This is a genomic window from Spirochaetota bacterium (assembly GCA_034190085.1).
GTDB lineage: Bacteria > Spirochaetota > UBA4802 > UBA4802 > JAFGDQ01 > JAXHTS01.
This window is the reverse complement of record JAXHTS010000016.1, coordinates 1-18,557: the sequence shown is the minus strand read 5'-3', so window position 1 is coordinate 18,557 and position 18,557 is coordinate 1. Positions and strand designations below refer to the sequence as shown.

At 39.3% G+C, this 18,557-nt stretch carries 16 protein-coding genes; 10 read left to right on the top strand and 6 right to left on the bottom strand.

Features of this window, described 5'->3' with window-relative positions; translation table 11 throughout:
• Positions 1-188 precede the first annotated feature (188 nt).
• Genes SVZ03_03350 through SVZ03_03340 form a run of 3 tightly spaced genes read left to right on the top strand, consistent with a single transcriptional unit; the run spans position 189 to position 2,108 of the window.
• Entirely contained in the window at positions 189-968 is a 780-nt protein-coding gene (locus SVZ03_03350; protein MDY6933241.1) for a carboxypeptidase-like regulatory domain-containing protein, read from the top strand.
• Positions 969-1,001: 33 nt separating this feature from the next.
• Complete coding sequence (locus tag SVZ03_03345; GenBank protein ID MDY6933240.1) at positions 1,002-1,925, top strand: hypothetical protein; 924 nt, start codon at positions 1,002-1,004, stop codon at positions 1,923-1,925.
• A 9-nt stretch (positions 1,926-1,934) separates the two neighbouring features.
• A complete protein-coding gene (locus tag SVZ03_03340) occupies positions 1,935-2,108 on the top strand; it encodes a hypothetical protein (GenBank protein MDY6933239.1) in 174 nt (57 codons plus the stop codon).
• Between the two features lie 268 nt (positions 2,109-2,376).
• Here SVZ03_03340 and SVZ03_03335 read toward each other — a convergent pair whose 3' ends face one another.
• Both SVZ03_03335 and SVZ03_03330 read right to left on the bottom strand, forming a co-directional pair.
• Positions 2,377-3,546 carry a hypothetical protein gene (locus SVZ03_03335; protein ID MDY6933238.1) on the bottom strand — a complete coding sequence of 390 codons (1,170 nt, stop codon included), beginning with the start codon at positions 3,544-3,546 and terminating at the stop codon, positions 2,377-2,379.
• Between the two features lie 72 nt (positions 3,547-3,618).
• On the bottom strand, positions 3,619-4,800 hold the full coding sequence (locus SVZ03_03330) for a hypothetical protein (GenBank protein MDY6933237.1): 1,182 nt from the start codon (positions 4,798-4,800) through the stop codon (positions 3,619-3,621).
• A gap of 84 nt (positions 4,801-4,884) precedes the next feature.
• Here SVZ03_03330 and SVZ03_03325 point away from each other — a divergent pair, with 84 nt between their 5' ends.
• Positions 4,885-5,118 carry a hypothetical protein gene (locus tag SVZ03_03325; GenBank protein ID MDY6933236.1) on the top strand — a complete coding sequence of 78 codons (234 nt, stop codon included), beginning with the start codon at positions 4,885-4,887 and terminating at the stop codon, positions 5,116-5,118.
• Between the two features lie 540 nt (positions 5,119-5,658).
• On the top strand, positions 5,659-7,632 hold the full coding sequence (locus SVZ03_03320) for a hypothetical protein (GenBank protein ID MDY6933235.1): 1,974 nt from the start codon (positions 5,659-5,661) through the stop codon (positions 7,630-7,632).
• Between the two features lie 144 nt (positions 7,633-7,776).
• Here SVZ03_03320 and SVZ03_03315 read toward each other — a convergent pair whose 3' ends face one another.
• Positions 7,777-9,960 carry a sulfatase gene (locus SVZ03_03315; GenBank protein ID MDY6933234.1) on the bottom strand — a complete coding sequence of 728 codons (2,184 nt, stop codon included), beginning with the start codon at positions 9,958-9,960 and terminating at the stop codon, positions 7,777-7,779.
• A gap of 48 nt (positions 9,961-10,008) precedes the next feature.
• On the bottom strand, positions 10,009-11,025 hold the full coding sequence (locus tag SVZ03_03310) for a glycosyltransferase family 9 protein (protein MDY6933233.1): 1,017 nt from the start codon (positions 11,023-11,025) through the stop codon (positions 10,009-10,011).
• A 497-nt stretch (positions 11,026-11,522) separates the two neighbouring features.
• Between SVZ03_03310 and SVZ03_03305 the strand changes: the two genes are divergently transcribed.
• Together SVZ03_03305 and SVZ03_03300 are read left to right on the top strand one after the other, a co-directional pair.
• Positions 11,523-13,274, top strand: coding sequence for a SpoIIE family protein phosphatase (locus tag SVZ03_03305; protein ID MDY6933232.1), 1,752 nt, complete (start codon positions 11,523-11,525; stop codon positions 13,272-13,274).
• A gap of 173 nt (positions 13,275-13,447) precedes the next feature.
• The gene (locus tag SVZ03_03300) at positions 13,448-15,070 is read left to right on the top strand and encodes a class I adenylate-forming enzyme family protein (protein MDY6933231.1); all 1,623 of its coding nucleotides are present in this window, start codon (positions 13,448-13,450) and stop codon (positions 15,068-15,070) included.
• Between the two features lie 137 nt (positions 15,071-15,207).
• On the opposite strand, the gene SVZ03_03295 is transcribed toward SVZ03_03300, so the two are convergent.
• A complete protein-coding gene (locus SVZ03_03295; protein MDY6933230.1) occupies positions 15,208-15,342 on the bottom strand; it encodes a hypothetical protein in 135 nt (44 codons plus the stop codon).
• A gap of 398 nt (positions 15,343-15,740) precedes the next feature.
• On the opposite strand from SVZ03_03295, the gene SVZ03_03290 reads away from it, so the two are divergent.
• The 3 genes from SVZ03_03290 (at position 15,741) to SVZ03_03280 (ending at position 18,340) form a co-directional block, all read left to right on the top strand.
• A complete protein-coding gene (locus tag SVZ03_03290; GenBank protein ID MDY6933229.1) occupies positions 15,741-16,796 on the top strand; it encodes a lysylphosphatidylglycerol synthase domain-containing protein in 1,056 nt (351 codons plus the stop codon).
• A 102-nt stretch (positions 16,797-16,898) separates the two neighbouring features.
• Positions 16,899-17,966, top strand: a complete 1,068-nt coding sequence (locus tag SVZ03_03285; protein MDY6933228.1) for a radical SAM protein — start codon at positions 16,899-16,901, stop codon at positions 17,964-17,966.
• Between the two features lie 194 nt (positions 17,967-18,160).
• Positions 18,161-18,340, top strand: a complete 180-nt coding sequence (locus SVZ03_03280) for a hypothetical protein (protein ID MDY6933227.1) — start codon at positions 18,161-18,163, stop codon at positions 18,338-18,340.
• A gap of 24 nt (positions 18,341-18,364) precedes the next feature.
• On the opposite strand, the gene SVZ03_03275 is transcribed toward SVZ03_03280, so the two are convergent.
• Positions 18,365-18,557: IS481 family transposase (locus tag SVZ03_03275; GenBank protein ID MDY6933226.1), on the bottom strand; the 193-nt coding region annotated here is incomplete at its 5' end.

The following is an 18,557-nucleotide window of genomic DNA, read 5'->3' as shown; positions in this document are numbered from 1 at the left end:
TCTACTGAATCAATCTTAAATTGTTTGTCAAATTTTCTTCTTGATTTCATTGACTCCTCCGTTAAGCTTATTATCGTTTCTTTCGCTTAACTTCATGTCCTCTTTTTTGGGGCAAGGCCACACAATCAGTAATTATTATAGAACTGAAAGATGTAAATGGCGATCCAGCAAATAATGCAAATGTCAGCATGTCCAGCACAATGGGTGTTATGGGTGACGTCAGTTCTTCTGAAAATGAATATTGGGCCACAATTAAGCCGCCATCTTCCGGCGCTGGGTCAGCAACTGTAATGATTAAGGCGGATGGGGTATCGTTGAACACATCTCTAATTATAACATTTGCTGATCCATTCACGGATATGGAAGGCGGATCCGGCGGATGCGCTGCTGAGGGCAATGTTCGAGTATTGGTTGTGGATGAATCTGGAAATCCAATCCCTGATGCATATGTTATGATAGGCGACTCTGAGGTTTCCGATATTTATATTACCAGCTATAACAAAGCTCCGGATGGCAGCAATGTGGGCCGCACGGATGCTGATGGGTTTGTTGAGTTTCATGATCTCGGAGTCAATCTCAATGGCCCCTTGACAATAACCGCGGCCGCGGATAGCCGTCAATATCTGACATTTATTGACATAGATGCTTCTGATTTTATAATTCCCCTTGCTCCTATTTATCCTATTTTTGAAACAGGAATTTTATATGGAGACATCTATCTTCCGGAAACTAACGACATTGAGGTTGGCATAATGCTTCGAGACATGTCCATCAATAGTCTTACGGCATTGAATCTAAACACCTTTGTATCGGAATTTGGATGCTATCCATTAGACATCCCGGTATATGGCAACATCAATATCGCGCTTCCGGGTAACATATACATACCGAAACAGTGTGCACTTGGATCTCTTTTTTGTCTCTTAACTCTTCCAGAGCACAAATACATCTCTGGGCATATTGAATAAGGGCTTCACAAGATCACTGCCCTTGGCACTAGTGTGTCTTACGACGATCTTATAAGCCTTCTCGATGATGAGGGGGATGTGGATATCTCCCAGTTTTCCTTCAATTACATCGGAGTAACTGAATTTGACGTGTCCTCTCAAGTCCCCATCCAGCACATTTTTTTTGCTCCTTATATGCTACAGCAAAATGTTGCATTCTCAATCAGCAATGCTCCTGAAGGATCTGATGTCATCTGTGTCACATGCGGCGATTGGGACAGCGGAAGCGACAACTCTCTGCAAACAGGCGAGGGCCAACTCTTTGTTATGGGCATTGGAACGGGCGAGGCTCTGGAATTATCCCCAGTTGACATAGTCACAACATCAGTTGTTGATACGGGAGATTTTTCCGAAATTGAATATATGGGGATCGCAGCGGCAGCATACATAACCAATGATAGCGTTATTCCCGGCACTAAGAATGCATTTACATCCATATTCGATCGTTCCAACTCTTTTAACGGCTCTGGCGGAATTCTCGTATTTGACGATTTCTTCTCTCTGCAATTACTCACACGAAACAATCGCGAGTTTGGAGCGGATTTCCTTGACCAAAATAATCCTGAACCTCATTACTTCAAGATTATAATTACACAAAAGATAAGTGAATCATATACAGCGTGCGAGGCAGATGATTCAAAGCAATTATCCAAGAATATTCTATGGACGGTCTTTGCTCCTGAGGAGAGAAGCTCGTGGTCATTGCCCACTCCCCCATCGGGATGGCCGCGATCTTCGCTGACCGGAGATCTTGCTGGCTTGATTGATCCTGGAAGCACGGTTGAAAATGATGTGATAAATTGGGAATGGCAGACCGTTCACGAGGGACTTAATCCGGGATTTGATTACGACAATATGAAAATCTCCAACTACAGACGCTACGTAACTCACATTACAATAAACAACCAGGATTTCTGATAAGTTCGTTTGCCGTTCAAAGGACATGGAGGATGCTATACCGTAGAATTCAATGGGACATTCCATTATAGTGTTGAGAAAGAACTTATCAAATCTATCCATGATGTTAAAAGCCTGGATAAGGCAATGGATGAAATCCTTACCGTAAAAGTTAGAGATGATGTTTTACCTCTGTTGAAGTAACAAAAGGATGGATACATCTCAGCGATAACAGGCTGCTAGCCCTGATACACGGTACCGCTGTATGACTGGTTTTATCAATGCTTGCGGTTGATTTCTTTCTACAGCTAAATTACAGCTGTATTGGCTACACTGTCCCATCCTGTTGGGATGGGAGAAAGTAGGGTGTAATTATCTTTGTGTGTAATATGATTCCCTCTCAATAGTAAAAATGAAAGGCATGCGCTTTTTATTAGCGCATGCCCAATTTTGAAAAAGTAATGGTTTAATACTATTCTTTTTCAAGATACATAAAACGCGCGCTATTCAATTGGCTATTGTTCGGCGCTCCCCAGCCTTCATCTCCAATAATCCTGTCAGGAACCCCAATATCTCCACTCGCTAATTCGCTTGCCTGCTCCCATATCAGGATATTAAAAAAAGCGGTTACATACATCATATCAGACTCCGCATCCACCCAAACGTGACCAGGATTTGTTAATAAACCACTGCTGGAGGTAAATGTCAAGTCTGGCGATGAAGCGCTGCTTAGATTGAAAGTGCCATTGACATTGATATAGTAAACATAGATAGAATTAGCTGCCCAATCATTGACATAGAGTATGCCTTTAACTGTATCTCCTCCTTTTTCATAGGTATTCTTATCAATAAACAATCCATAAGGCATGTTTAGACCTGACATTGTTATATTAGAGGCGGTATTCATATCGGTCAGGGCTGTCCAGTCATTCCATATCTTGATCTCACCAGCCATATGGTTTGCCACATAAAGTCTTCCATCTTCGTCTAAAGCTATTCCGGTAGCAACGTTAAGTTGCGTATTGGAGCCGCGTATGCACGCTTCAGGGATTGGCGAGCTAACGCCATCGCTCCAACTGCTGATATTCTGAAAGATGGAAATGCTATCTCCAGAAGCATTAGCCAGATACAGCCTGTCATTGTCTATAACGAATCCGAGGGGTTGATAAATACTATCGCATGCTGGAGCTGTGCCTTCTGCCGGCACTGTCACAGACTCTATTGTTTTCGTAGGCGCAATATCTCCGTCTATTGTGTCAGCATTACTAAAGACTAAAATCTGATGATTCACTGCATCTGACACATACAGACTGGAAGAATTTTCTGTCTTTACAAAGTATAATCCTGTAGGGTAAGCAAATGTTGTATCAGGGCCAATTATCTCCCTGTCAGGGTAAATATCCCCATGTGACCATGCTGCTACTCCTGCCTCATTGAAGATACAGACATTATCAGAGGAAGCACCTGCCACGTAGAGCCTTGGGTACTCGGTCTCACCTGGGTCTCCCTGTTCTCCCTGTTCTCCCTGTTCTCCCTGCTGCCCCGGAAAGCCCGGAGCGCCCGCTCCACCATCCTCGGATTTGCAGCTAAATAAACTCACTGCAAGGACTAGGGCGAAAAGCACTATCATACTCTTTTTCATAAAAACCTCCTTTGAATAAATTATTTTAACATCATTTTCAGACCTCACGACAAATGAAGTCATATGTAACCTTTAATTTTCAGTTTCAAGATACATAAATCGCGCGCTATTCAATTGGCTATTGTTCGGCGCTCCCCAACCTTCATCTCCAATAATCCTGTCAGGAACCCCAATATCTCCACTCGCTAATTCGCTTGCCTGCTCCCATATCAGGATATTAAAAAAAGCGGTTACATACATCATATCAGACTCCGCATCCACCCAAACGTGACCAGGATTTGTTAATAAACCACTGCTGGAGGTAAATGTCAAGTCTGGCGATGAAGCGCTGCTTAGATTGAAAGTGCCATTGACATTGATATAGTAAACATAGATAGAATTAGCTGCCCAATCATTGACATAGAGTATGCCTTTAACTGTATCTCCTCCTTTTTCATAGGTATTCTTATCAATAAACAATCCATAAGGCATGTTTAGACCTGACATTGTTATATTAGAGGCGGTATTCATATCGGTCAGGGCTGTCCAGTCATTCCATATCTTGATCTCACCAGCCATATGGTTTGCCACATAAAGTCTTCCATCTTCGTCTAAAGCTATTCCGGTAGCAACGTTAAGTTGCGTATTGGAGCCGCGTATGCACGCTTCAGGGATTGGCGAGCTAACGCCATCGCTCCAACTGCTGATATTCTGAAAGATGGAAATGCTATCTCCAGAAGCATTAGCCAGATACAGCCTGTCATTGTCTATAACGAATCCGAGGGGTTGATAAATACTATCGCATGCTGGAGCTGTGCCTTCTGCCGGCACTGTCACAGACTCTATTGTTTTCGTAGGCGCAATATCTCCGTCTATTGTGTCAGCATTACTAAAGACTAAAATCTGATGATTCACTGCATCTGACACATACAGACTGGAAGAATTTTCTGTCTTTACAAAGTATAATCCTGTAGGGTAAGCAAATGTTGTATCAGGGCCAATTATCTCCCTGTCAGGGTAAATATCCCCATGTGACCATGCTGCTACTCCTGCCTCATTGAAGATACAGACATTATCAGAGGAAGCACCTGCCACGTAGAGCCTTGGGTACTCGGTCTCACCTGGGTCTCCCTGTTCTCCCTGTTCTCCCTGTTCTCCCTGTTCTCCCTGCTGCCCCGGAAAGCCCGGAGCGCCCGCTCCACCATCCTCGGATTTGCAGCTAAATAGACTCACTGCAAGGACTAGGGCGAAAAGCACTATCATACTCTTTTTCATAAAAACCTCCTTTGAATTAATCATTTTAACTTTATTTTCAGACCTTATGACAAATGAAGGCATGTCTAATCTTTGATAAACGAGATGAGAATTCGTGTCATCCTGCTCATCTATCCTGCTGTGTCTTCCATAGCAAATGAGACACATGGATTGGCTACAAATTGCCCAGCCATTGAAAATCCACAATGTCATGGTCAAACCTCTGGCTTGCCAGACCATTGCGGATACTTCATAAAAGTAATATCAATTATATCTTTAATGAAAATATGCTTTTCATTTTTAAAGAAAGCATTTGAAGCAATGAGACATTATGAATGAACGGTTATTTCAGGTAATTTAATACTAATAATTTTGGCAAATTTCTTGTAACCACTCTGGAATTGTCATGAATTCTGATTTAAAATGCCTTATTAATTACAAATAAATAAAGATGTAGGCTAAAGTCAAAATAAATATGAAAAGACACTGATCATTATACAGAGAAAGCCTTTGAGGGGTGATATAAGTCTTATTTTGGGGTAGTGTCAAGTTAATTATCCTTCCAGTCAGTATATTCCCTAATCTAACGTAACTACTCATAAAAATTGTGCTTACTGTCATTCCTGCATTCGCAGGGATGACACCTGATATTGAGGTAGCTAATAGTCCTTTTATACTCCATTCCTTATAAGTGGTTACGTGTTACTGTTTTGCTGTTGTATTATACTCCTTTTCAAATTGACTTTCACCTTAGCATGAGATATAATACAGATTATAAATATCTCAGCAAATTGTAATGGGGAGGTGGTTGTATTACGATTTGATTTTTCAGATCCTGTATAATAATTACTCACAATATTAAATAGGAGGTTATTGGTTATGCATAGGTTAAAGAGATCATTTGTAATTACAGCAAGCTTGATTTTAATCATGTCGCTTATGATCGGGTGCGGTGGATGCGGTGATGATGGCGATGATAGCGGTCCTCCCCCATGGAATAATTCAGGGGTACAGCTTCAGTTTGATATTGCAGGTGCAATGGCCGTTGCAGGTTCCACCAGTTCTTCAAGCAAAGCAACAAGAGGTTCTGAAAGCCAGAGTTCAGACATAGTGAAGATAATGGAGGATGGCACAGTAGAGGGCATCATAAGCTTTGTATCCGAAAGCCAGGATCAGAGTGATATTTGGAGACCAAACGTTGCATTCATCTCCATTGGATCTGACGGCAGTCTGTATCTCTGTTTCGAGTGGCCCTATCAAGAGTGGGATTTTGATGCTCACAGGGCGGTTCAGTTTGTCAGGATCTATTCAGACAATACATATGATATTATCTGGCCGCTTAATCCGGAATCCTATTCTGAGAGTATAGACGGCAGGGTGGAAACCTGGTCATGGTGGGGGATGGATTCTGATCCCTTGGTTAAGGATAGCGAGGGGAAGCTGTACTTTAAGGTTTCTAAGGGAAGCGGCTCAAATATGAATGAATCTGTGTGGTGCTATGATCCTGTGCTTGCTGAGGCTCCTGTTCAGAAAACACCAGAAAATGCCACATTATCAATACAAAATTTTAAGGTTGACAGCCAGGGGCATCTCTTCATTAAAAGCGCTGAATGGAATCAGAATGAAAATTATCTGAGATTCTATACACCTGGCAAGACCGCGGTCAATAACATCTATTATTCGAGCAGTTCAACTGACATGTGGGTGAGAGGATATGTTACTCATCCCAATGGTAACGCGGTTATTATAAATGGCTATAATATTCTCGGCATGTCAGGGATATTGAGGGCGAACATCAGTGATGATGATGTGGTGACATATGACATATTATATGCAAATGGCAACCAGGGAGGCGGAAGCTGGATACACCTTATTAAATGGAATAATGATAACTGGACATCAGGCACAGAATTGATCGTTCAGTACGATGATGATTACTCATCAACATATGGCCAGTATTATCCCGTTTATGACTGGATACCTGATATTCTTACAAGTGATGTGGTTGATGAGCAGAAGGCCATTAATAGGGTAAGGGGCTATTTTTATGGGGATGTGAGCTTTAATGATTTTAATGCGTTTAAAAATAACCTGACAAAAACCGTATCTGGCGATATTTGGAACTATGACACTGATGATTGGGAAAGTGGCAGTTTCAGTGAGTTCTTCTCAATATATAACAGCGAGGATTGGGGAGATATGAAGAATAGTAGATATGCACCCAGCGACAATCCAAAACAATACTGGGATAATTGGGGTGTGGCACACAAGATTGAACAGGATGCTGAGACATTCCTGATTGAAACATTTGACGGTTCCCTAATGAAGACATGGCTTGCTGAGAACGATATGTCAAGCTTGGATTTCAACAACGTTGGAGCCATGTTATGGGCTTCAGACGGCTCGCTATATGGCCTCTACTCCCAATGCTGGTGGGGAGGAGGAGGCGACAATAACACAAAGGTCCTTAAGCTTTTAGATGAAAACGGAGATATATCGTTAGCTGTTGTTGAGCTAAACCACGGCAATGAGGTTCCTACAAAAATAAAAATCGTTGGCGATTACCTATACTATCGTTATGCGGTGATGGATGCTAACGGCTGGGAGACCGGCACTCATGAATTGGCCAGAATCAATCTATTATCAGAAGCACAGGAGGACCTGACGAATATTGAAGGCTTGGATAACATGGAGATTCTAAGCTATGACATTGATGATGATAATACTACTATGTACTTCTCAGGATTGGATTATGCATCAAACAAGGTAATCTTTGGCAAGATTAATATATCAGAAGGGACATTCACTGAAATTGAGGCTGAAGCGACCTTCAATACCATCAGGGTTTTTTAAAGCCTACTCTTTTCCCAAAGAGATCAACAATAGGGAGGGATAAGCCCTCCCTATTTTAGCGCATCGGAATTTCAAAGAATTACACGGATGTAATTCTTTGAAATTCACATAAATTGCTACAGAATAACCCACGGAGGGGTTATTTTATTTTAATCTTGAAAGGTTTAACGCATTAGAATCTTTTCTCCTGTTGCCCATGCCTTTTGGAATAAAGAGGCCATTTATTATCTCAGCATTCTCCGTCCTTTTCATAAATCTCTTCAAATAGCCATATAAGCTCTTAAAATGGGGGTGATTTTTGTGATAGAGATTCTTTAGAGCGCTTCCTCTCAAATGATATAGTTCAAACTGCACGCCGTCACGAGTTGGAATATACAGAAGCTTATAATTCTCATCAAACACGGTTCTATGCTTGGCAATATTCACAAGATCCGTGTATTCCTCCCTTAGAACAATCTCGTTATTGTATTCATCTATTTCACACAATTTTTGCACAGCAGGATATCTGATCCTCTGCTTTTGGAAGAATTGATCCCCCTCATCCGCGAACCATATGCCGGTTTCAGAATAGGCAATCTTTTTTATCCCCTTCCTCTTTCCCTCAATTACATCCTTAAAGGATACACCATCAACATCCTCATCCAGATTGATTCCCATAACATCCATTATGGTTGGCAAAAAATCTATCTGTTCCGCTATTCCATCATATTTTTTTATTTTCATCCTATTTGCATATTCATCATTAAACTTTATTATAAATGGAACATGAGTAGCATATTGACCCCTGAAGTGCTGCCCATGACCGAGCTCAAAATCGCAATCATAGATATTTTCACCATGATCTGAAGTGAAGATGATAATAGTGTTATCATACAACCCTCTTGTTTTAAGTTCATCGATTATTGAGCCGATGCTCTCATCAAGGGCTCTGCATGCTCCGTCAAAGAGGGATATAATTTGTTCCCTGTCCTCATTAGTAATAATTTCTGTTTTGGTGGGATCATTTATTTTTTTAAGATATTTATATTTCCCCCTATAATCTTTGTTTGTAAACATCCCATAATAAGGATAGGGGGAGGCATATGGGAAATGTGTCACAGAAAAGAATACTGTTAAGAAGAATCTTTTCTTTTTTGATAAATCATTCAATTCTCGGATAACCTCATCCTTCAAGAGTCCAGGATCTGAGTTATGAGAAAACCATCTCAATTCAGGGAAGATCAATCTGCCAATTCTATTATGCAAATAGGGTAAGAGGAGAAAGTGAATCTCAAGCGAATTCTGCATAATCATGATGTTAAAATTAAAGTAGGGCGTAAGTTTTCGATCAAATCCCTTTATCTTCGAAAATATATCACCTGCATAATCAGCCACAACTGACGTGGTATATCCCCTTTCCCTTAATATTAATGGGAGATAGGCCTCAGCCTTCAGAATATCCTCTCGACGTGGAAACATATGTCTTATCCCATGCCCTGAAGGGTATTCTCCTGTGAGTATGCAATACCAAGATGGAAAAGTTCGTGGTAGCTGTACATGGAGATTTGTAAATGAAAACCCCTCATTGATGAGTTTATCAATATTTGGGGTTAAGTTTTTTTTGTTCCCATAAGCTGAAATCCTATCATATCGAAAGGAATCGGATGAGAGTATTAATAGATTCGGCCCCTCATTCTTGTCTCCCCATGATAGTATGATTATCACTATGATTGGAATTAGTATTAATGTAAATCCGATAAACCGTGGGTACATCCTAAAGAGTGTAATTATCTTCTTGAAGACACCGACAACAAGGGCCATTAGAAATGGAAGGAAGAGCAAAATAATGATGATTCGAAAAATCATCATTATGAATCTCGGCATTCTATCAGTGAGGAAGATTTGAAATTCAGACAGAATCCCCCCCTTGGCATAGAAGACCTCATTATAGAGAGCCGGATGAGTGGAGATATCATAGATAAGAAATATTAGGGAGAGAGCAAAAGTGAAGAATAGGGTTGATATAATTATTTTTTTTGCGTTTAGTTCCCTCCTGAATTTTTCTGAATAGAGATATACTAAATAACATATACATAATCCGCTGATACCGCCTATTACTATGTACACAAAAAAAATCTTTAGCTGGCTAAGGACTATTAGATATTTGAACTGTGAAAAGACTATCTTCTCAATCTCATGCGACTTCACTCCCATTACTGCGAAGTAGGAATTACATAAAAGACAGAAGAGGTATTCGATAAAGTATACTGCTGCTCCACATGAAAAGGAGAGGGCATAGGCCCCTGCTTTGGATTTCATCATCATTCTCATCATGCTCTTATAATTCATAATACTAACAAGACTGCAATATTCGTTTTTCAATTAGGGAAACTCATACTATATAAGTCTCTTAAGCTCATCGAATACCTTCTCAGGATAAATCTTATTCATACAGTCAAAGTGTTTCTTTCTGCATTTCATGCGCCCATGACTTCCGCATGGCCTGCATTCTACATCGATATTCTCAAATACTATGGATCTATCCGCAACGGGGCCAAATCCCAAATAAGGTGTTGTAGAACCGAATATCGCAAGAGTAGGGACATTCATAGCTGAGGCTATATGTAGAGGAGCTGAATCATTTGTAACAATACCCCTTGACAGGCTAATGGCTGCTGCTGATTCCAGGATTGTTAGCCTTCCAGCTAGATTTATCACATTGTTAGAGGTCAGTCTATCACAAAGGATTTGATCCTCTTTTCCTCCTATTAGTATCGCTCCAGTTCCATGATTCTCTAAAAGCCGAATTAGCTCTTTAAAATACTCAATCGGCCATCTCTTTGTCGCCCATACCGATCCTGGGGCTATTGATATTATATTTTTATCCGCGTCAATCCATTTATTCACTAAGCCCTTAACACTAAAATAATCCTCCTCAGAGGGGAATAGTTCTGGTCTCGAATACCCTTCATTTGGAAGAACGCCCTCAAAGACTGCACTTATAAGTCCAAAATTCCTCTCTAGTTCATGAATGCCGTAACGATATTGAGCAATTCGATTGTAGAAGAATGATAGCGTTGAGGCATTGAAGCCCACCCTTACATCTGATCTAAGAAGACATCCAATAATTGATGCACGCGCAAATCGATGGGGAGAGATATATACAGTCTCTTTGCCCCTAAATCTCTCCTTTATCACTTTGATAATTTTTACTATGTCAGATAATCCATTTTTCCTCTTATCGTAGACCAATATTCTATCTATTCGATTGTTGTTCCTAAGGATCTCTTCTCCAACAGGGGTTGTAATAAAAAAAATCTCTCCATCCCCATCTATATCCCTTATGGTCTTTGCCATCGATGTTGCCAGTATAATGTCGCCAATAAATGCTGTCTGATATATAATATAGTTCATTAATGCTTGCCTTCTTCCCTGTGATGATATAGAATAATTAAGAACAACTGAATTAGCAACAGGATGATGAAAGACCATTTGGGATTATATGATAAGCATATCAGGTAAATCATCCTATGGAGAATGTGGAGTGTGTAAAGGCTTCATATTTTTTCAATTTGCGCATTTGTACTCTGAGATCCTCACAAGTACTGTAGCTTATTGAAGAGTAATTGTTTGTCAACATTAAGAGTTGGATTTATAAGAAAATAAATAATAAGAATTAAGTTGTGAGATTGATTAGGCTGTTGAATAATTGTGACATAATCCATTTTATTAAATATCAATTGACATAATGCAATAGTCGTTTTTCAATATCTTAATCATTATTATAATAATCAAAAGTGAAATTTTATCTTTTCCTTTACATTTCAAGCTTCTCATAAAAATTTCATCTATAGATTAGCATACATGAAGGAATAGTATAGCATTTGATAAAGATGAGGCGCAACAATGAGATGAAAAGAATTAGCCTTTCACAGATCAGCGCGGTTAACAAAAAAATTAATTCCTCAATGGAGCTTCCAGAGCTTCTGACTGGCATCCTTGATTTGGCTAAGGGATTGGTGAAATCTGAGAGTTCATCTATTTTGCTTCATGAAGCTGATACTGGCGACCTAATATTCGATGTGGTTCTTTGCGAGAAGGGCTATTCCCTCAAAGGGGAGAAGGTGCCAGTTGGGAAGGGTATAGCGGGATATGCGGCAAAAACTGGGAAATCTCTCATTGTTAATGACGTCCAGAATGATCCTAGGTTTTTCAGAGGAATTGATAACAAATCGAGTTTTACTACACAACATATATTATGTGTCCCAATGAAGGTAAGGGGCAAGCTCATAGGCGTTTTGGAAGTCGTCAATGCTATAAATAATCATGGATTCGATACACAGGATTTAAAATTACTAACCTACTTAGCTGAACAAGCAGCTATTTCCATATCCAATAGGATGTTGTATAACGATCTTAGAAGTCGAATTAACGAGTTAACAGCCCTATATGAGATATCGCAATCTATATCCTTTGCTGACCCTGAAGAGGATATCTTTGACAAGGTAATACAATCCGTTGCCCACTCCCTTGATGCTGAGAAGGCTTCTATCATCTTTCATAATAAATTAAATGATAAATTCTTTATAATCGCCTCCCGTGGACTCCCGAGTACCATTAAAAGCAATTCCGAAATCCATGTTGGCGAAAACATCACTGGATTTGTTTTCAAGAAGGGACATCCCTTGATTGTTTCTGATATAGAAAAGGAGATATCCTTTCCCCTTGAAAATAGAGAAAGGCGGTATAATACAAGATCCTTTATATCAGTGCCAATTCGATCGCAAAAACAGATAATTGGCGTGATGAGCATCGCAGACAAGAAGGATCAAAGAGATTTTGACTCTAATGACCTGAGAACCCTGCAAACTATTGGGAGCCAGATTGCTGAAATATATAAAAATAGCATTTATCAGAAAGAGATAAAAAAACAGAAGACTTTATCTAAAGAAATTGATATAGCCTCTAAAATCCAGAAGCAAATTCTGCCAAAGATTCCTGAGAAACATAGGAATCACAGAATCGCAGCCTTTCATAAGCCGGCAAAAGAGGTGGGTGGCGATTTTTATGATTTTTTCAAATTTGATGAGAATAAATATGCTGCATTAGTCGCGGATGTTTCAGGGAAGGGGATTCCTGCCGCGTTATTTATGACAGCGGCGCTAAATATTATGAGGGCAGAGACTAGATTAAACAATCAGCCAAGCTCACTCTTATCCAGCTCCAATCTATACATAAATCATGAATCAGAACATGGGATGTTTGTCTCTCTTTTCTACATGCTGGTGGACTCACATAATAATATCTTTACTTATGGAAATGCCGGGCATAATGATCAATTATTCATTAAAAATCGTACAAGCGAGATACTCAAGCTTAACGCCAAGGGCAAGGCCTTGGGTCTCGACAGCAACTCGGTATATGAGGAAAAGGTAATGCTCTATGATACTGGCGATCTAATAGTATTATTCACTGATGGCGTTCTTGAACGCCTTGGTGATGGCGACATAAACAAGGGTGAAGAGACGCTTGCCAAAATATCCTTAAATAGTCTAAATACCAGCCCGTTAAACATTATCCAGTCATGTAAGGACTATCTTGATAATAATTATATTGAAGACAAACTGATGGATGATTTTACCATACTTGCCATACAATTCTAATTTGGATGAAATAATTAGCATAATTAAAGATATATTCTTATCTATCAAATCGTAATTGAACATTTTTATATAAGTAGAAAATTATAATTTCAAAATTATCATTGATATTTTTACTCATATAAAGGGCTTTTAATAATGACGTTAATAAATATTTATCAATGGAGGGGAATATCATGACAACTGTTACTGACTTCCTTGCAGACACTACTGTTGATAAACCGGACAAACTGAGTATCATTGCTAATGATGGGAAAATCACATTCAAGGAACTTGATGCTCGCTCATCCAGAGTTGCCAAAGCCCTTGAGGATGCTGGCATTAAACGATGCGAGAAGGTAGCGATTATACTCGGTAATGATCAGGCCTGTGCGTTTGTTTCGAGTTATTTTGGGGTTATGAAGATGGGCGGAATCCCTGTGCCGCTAAACATTCGCTGGGCGTTACCTGAAAAATTATATGTTATGGAACATAGCGATTCAGTTGCAGTGATTGCTGGCGCTTCCCATGCAGTAGAGATTAAAGACTTGGCCAAGGGCGAAACCATTAGACAAGACGGACGTCCATTTGAAATCAAAGTGCGAAGTTTTTGGGCAACAGGAAATGATGTTCCTGAAGGATTTTCTTCCATAGATTCTGTTATAGAAAATGGATCAGAGGACTTCACTCCGCTTAATCCGCCAATGCAACCTCATGATCCCGCTGACCTGCTCTACACCTCCGGCACCACAGGATTGCCGAAAGGCGTTTTGGTTCCACAGGAAAATATCGTTGGCAAAGAGGGAAGCCCAAATCTTAGTTCCATCTTGTCTGAGATGTTTGGAGAATCTATTATTCACGCTGTGCCGCTCTTCGGTTTTACGGGATGCCACGGAATGATGTTGATGACAGTGCGATCGGGCATCACACAGGTCGTTATGGCAAAGTTTGATCCGGAAACCTTTCTCAGAGGCATTGAGGAACACAGAGTTACCTCAGCCATGGCAGTGCCTACCATGCTTAACCTATGCATGAATCATCCCAAGATAAACGATTTTGACTACAGCAGCCTAAAATGCATTTTATTTGGCGCTGCAGCGATTTCACCCGATACCGTTCGTAAAATGAAAGATGTGTGGCCAAATATTATGATGATAAATGCTTATGGCTTAACTGAAGGTGGCGCTAATGCAGCTTGTATGCTTGGCCCCAATCCGGATGATATCCTCAACCATCCTGGTTCAGTCGGCGTTCCTGTAAACTGTGAAGTCTTTATTTGTGATAATGATAATAATGTATTGCAGCAAGGTGAGGTTGGTGAGATATGTTTCCGATCAGAAGTGAAGAGGCGCTCCTATTATAAAGCTGACATTCTAACTACAGAGTTATGGGATGGCGATATGCTGCATACAGGAGATGTCGGTTACATTGATGCTGACGGCTATGTCTATATCACGGATCGCAAGAAAGACATGATTAATCGCGGCGGCTACAATATCTTTGCCATTGAAGTTGAAAGGGTTTTATTAGAGATACCTGAAGTGTTGGAGGTAGCGGTTATTGGGGTGGATCACGAAATGTTGGGTGAAGACCTGCTTGCTGTAATTGTCCCCCGTCGTGGCGCTATGCCAGGCAAGGACGCACTTGCGCCGGAAGCAATAAATGCGTTTTGTAAAGGGCATTTGGCTGATTATAAAAGTCCTCGACATGTTGTTTTCATAGATGAACTTCCCAAGAATGCGATGTCTAAGGTACAGAAAACTGAACTAAGAAAACAATTCAAGAGCTATATCCTTGATCAAAAAAAGGAACTCGATTAATTGATCATTAACCTCAATGCTATTATATATAATACCTGAGGTCCTGGATTTGTTAATAAGGATAATCTTCTAAAAGGATGTCACATACAGAAATGGATTCAAAGAGATATTGACTTAATATAATCGATGAATCTACATCAACATACCCTGCACTCTTCTTTTTTATATAGATATTGAATTATATCCGTTATCACTCCAGCTGGATCACCGGAATCTTCTGGTTCTTTAGATGGGGTTCCTGCATTCGCAGAGCCTGCGCCCGTGCAGGCCATCAGAAATGATATTTTCTATAAATTAAGACACCACCGTCAATTATGTGCATTTTATACTTGAAAATATCACAGCTTTTTGCTTTTATTGCTTCACTCTTTGCGGTTAGTAATACATTAGCGAAATAGCATTTTGCGAATAGTTACAAGGACTCTGTTGTTTATAATTAACCCTAAATGTGCGCAACAATAATATAAGGAAGGGCTATTTACACTGTGATGTCAATTATGTGCATTTTGTGCTTGTAAATATATCCGCTATTTGCTTATATATCTTCACTCTATGGGTCAAATATATAATAGTTTAACAAATAGCATATTAATAAAAAACATTGAATACATTACCTTCACCTTTAGCAAAAGGGAGGGCATAATCTTACAAATTACAATTTAGCTGCGTGATGAAATCTCTTTTATTAAATAGAGCCAGAACAACGTTTTTAATTGTCGGAATATTGATTTTAATCCTACTCTTTAAAAGCTTTGGAATTGAAAAAATTATTCATCATATTCAGGCTATGAGTTGGAAATTTGGGATAATTGTATCAATTTTTCTTTTTAATAACATTTTTCTCACCTATGCATGGAAGATCTTAATAACCTACCCGGTAAAGAGAGGGAATTTCTATAAATTGTTGCTTGCGAGAATTGCTGGGGATTCTCCCTCATCCGTTAACAGCCTGGGTGCAATAGTAGGCGAACCGCTCAAGGCTATGTATATCAAGGATTTGATCCCCTTCAATATTGGACTGGCATCAGTGGTTCTTGACAGGACTATTCATATTATTGCCAATATTCTTCTTGTTATTACCGGGGTCTTTTCCAGTTTCTTTATTCTAAAAATTCCCTTTGAAATAACAGTGATATCCCTCCTGTTTCTCGTTATTTCATTATGTATGATGATAGTTATACTCAAAAAGCAGAGAGATGGCTTCCTTGAAAATATCTTGAACATGTTTCCGAGAATCATTATCAAGAAATTCATGAATGAAGATAGATGGCAAAAGGTTAAGGCGCTGGATGAGGAGATTAAATATCTCTTTTGCGCTCCCAAAAAACTAAAAAACTTTTACCTTTCAATTATTATTCGTTATATATCGATTCTAATTACAGGTGTTCTCGAAATATTTTTTATTATAAAATTTATAGGTATTGATATCTCCTTTACAAATGCAATGTTTGTTTTCATCTTCAACCTCTTCCTGACAGGTGTTATCTTTTTCATGCCGGCCAATCTTGGAACAAGCGAAGGATCATTTTCCTTAGCTCTCAAGTTCCTTGGATTTGATCCCGCCCTTGGATTAACCCTTGGTATAATAAGAAGGCTCAGGGCTTTTGTATGGTCAGGCATCGGAGTTCTAATATTATTCTATGCGGGATTATTAAAAAAGGATACTATAGTTCAGGGAACGGAATGCATTCATAAAGAGACAGAATTCATAACTGTAGATTACTGATAAATCACTTAAAGGAAAGCAAGTTGTTAAGTGATCAGGATGAGAAAATGATACCCCATTCGGATTGCATACCCTTGACAACGCAACTAATATTAAGCCCCAATGACAAAAGAGCGAATATTCAAACCCCCTCAAGCAAGAAAAATAGCGAAAACGTCGTCAATATTCATTGGCAAATATTTAACCCAAAACCCGATAGTTCTTAATCTAAATCTGAATGTTACGAATCTCTGTAATCAGAACTGCCCAATGTGTAATTCAGTAATCGTTGGAAAGGGAACCGGGAACACGCTAGGTTTTGATGAGTATAGACGATATCTTGAGATTTTAGAGCCTTATAAAATACCCTCGCTCACCATATCAGGAGGAGAACCTTCAATAGTAAAAGATATCCCAGAAATACTGGACTATTCCGCAAATAAATTCCCCTTTGGTGTTAATTGTAACACCAATCTCTATGCCAATGAGCACACAATCAGCAGAGTCGCAACAGCAGCCCTGAGAAATGGCATCAGGATTGGAACTTCCTTTGACGGATTTGGCGAGATAGCTGATAAACTCAGGGGTGTAAAGAATGTCTCAGAGAGGGTTATGCAGAATATCAAGCTAGTGACTAAATTGCGTAAGGAATTAAAATCAAACTCAATCCTGAACATTCACACCGTAATATCAGATCAAAACATTGATCAGGTTCCAGATATGCTTGCTGTATCAGAAAGATATGGTTGGACGCATACTCTTGCTCCGGTTAATAATTTCTTTTATCAGGATTCAACTCACCCGGATGTGCCTGTATTGCATTACAGCAAAAATTTAGAAAGGGTTATCAAACTTGCATTAACAAAAGAGCATGTATCAGTCTCCAGGCAATTTTTATCTTCAATTCCAAGTTTCACTAAGGGTAAGACTGAGAAGCTCTGCCCATATTTGACCGGGATTTTTAAGTCATTTAAGGTCTTTCTTGATCCAAATGGCGATTTGAGCCTATGCAGCAGAAAGCCTATTGGGAATATTAAAGAATCCTCGATTAAAGAAATGTTAAATGATCAAAGATATGAAAAAGAGTTGGAGGATTACAGAAGGTGTCCTGGTTGCTGGATGGCATGTTTTGTGGAGATTCTGCTTGCTACTCCAAGAATCTATCAAAGACGCATTAAGAATATATTTTAAGGTAAAACTGTTTAGGGAAGGGTGCCAGGGATAATACACTCTCAACCAGATGATGCATTTAATGAAGTGATAATGCGAGGATTTGCTTATAAATGTATCAAGCATTAAGTCGATCATTCTATGTAAAGGATTATACCTGCGGATAAATCAACCGAGTTTTTGGTTTTTATAATATAATAGGCAAATTTGCTGTTGTGATTGGCCCAGTGCTCATGGACGGAGTCGGTCTTTTAGTAAGATCTATGGGATATAGCGGTGATATTGCCACTATGATTAGTATTATATCTATCTCTCCATTGTTTATTATTGGAGGGCCCCTATTCTATTTTGTGAATAAAGACATGGCTAGAGATGAACTCAAGAATTTGTCATAGTGATTTATTCCTCTTTAATCTGCACTAGTTAGCATTTAATCTGACACTCTCGTTTTCTTTTGTTGTCTGTAATTTATTATCCAACATTTTTTCTAAAGCAATATTCTTCGAATCTAGAAATGTTTGCATGGGCGTTTTTCCGTAACAATACTTGCCAGTATGAGTCCTCTCAACATTATATTCTTTTATCCAATCGTCAAGATCTTCTTGTAACTCC

Coding starts and splice junctions, on each gene's coding strand:
- SVZ03_03350 (MDY6933241.1), top strand. CDS start 189: ATGTCCAGCACAATGGGTGTTATGGGTGACGTCAGTTCTTCTGAAAAT.
- SVZ03_03335 (MDY6933238.1), bottom strand. CDS start 3,546: ATGAAAAAGAGTATGATAGTGCTTTTCGCCCTAGTCCTTGCAGTGAGT.
- SVZ03_03330 (MDY6933237.1), bottom strand. CDS start 4,800: ATGAAAAAGAGTATGATAGTGCTTTTCGCCCTAGTCCTTGCAGTGAGT.
- SVZ03_03325 (MDY6933236.1), top strand. CDS start 4,885: ATGAGAATTCGTGTCATCCTGCTCATCTATCCTGCTGTGTCTTCCATA.
- SVZ03_03320 (MDY6933235.1), top strand. CDS start 5,659: ATGCATAGGTTAAAGAGATCATTTGTAATTACAGCAAGCTTGATTTTA.
- SVZ03_03315 (MDY6933234.1), bottom strand. CDS start 9,960: ATGAATTATAAGAGCATGATGAGAATGATGATGAAATCCAAAGCAGGG.
- SVZ03_03310 (MDY6933233.1), bottom strand. CDS start 11,025: ATGAACTATATTATATATCAGACAGCATTTATTGGCGACATTATACTG.
- SVZ03_03305 (MDY6933232.1), top strand. CDS start 11,523: ATGAAAAGAATTAGCCTTTCACAGATCAGCGCGGTTAACAAAAAAATT.
- SVZ03_03300 (MDY6933231.1), top strand. CDS start 13,448: ATGACAACTGTTACTGACTTCCTTGCAGACACTACTGTTGATAAACCG.
- SVZ03_03295 (MDY6933230.1), bottom strand. CDS start 15,342: ATGGCCTGCACGGGCGCAGGCTCTGCGAATGCAGGAACCCCATCTAAA.
- SVZ03_03290 (MDY6933229.1), top strand. CDS start 15,741: ATGAAATCTCTTTTATTAAATAGAGCCAGAACAACGTTTTTAATTGTC.
- SVZ03_03285 (MDY6933228.1), top strand. CDS start 16,899: ATGACAAAAGAGCGAATATTCAAACCCCCTCAAGCAAGAAAAATAGCG.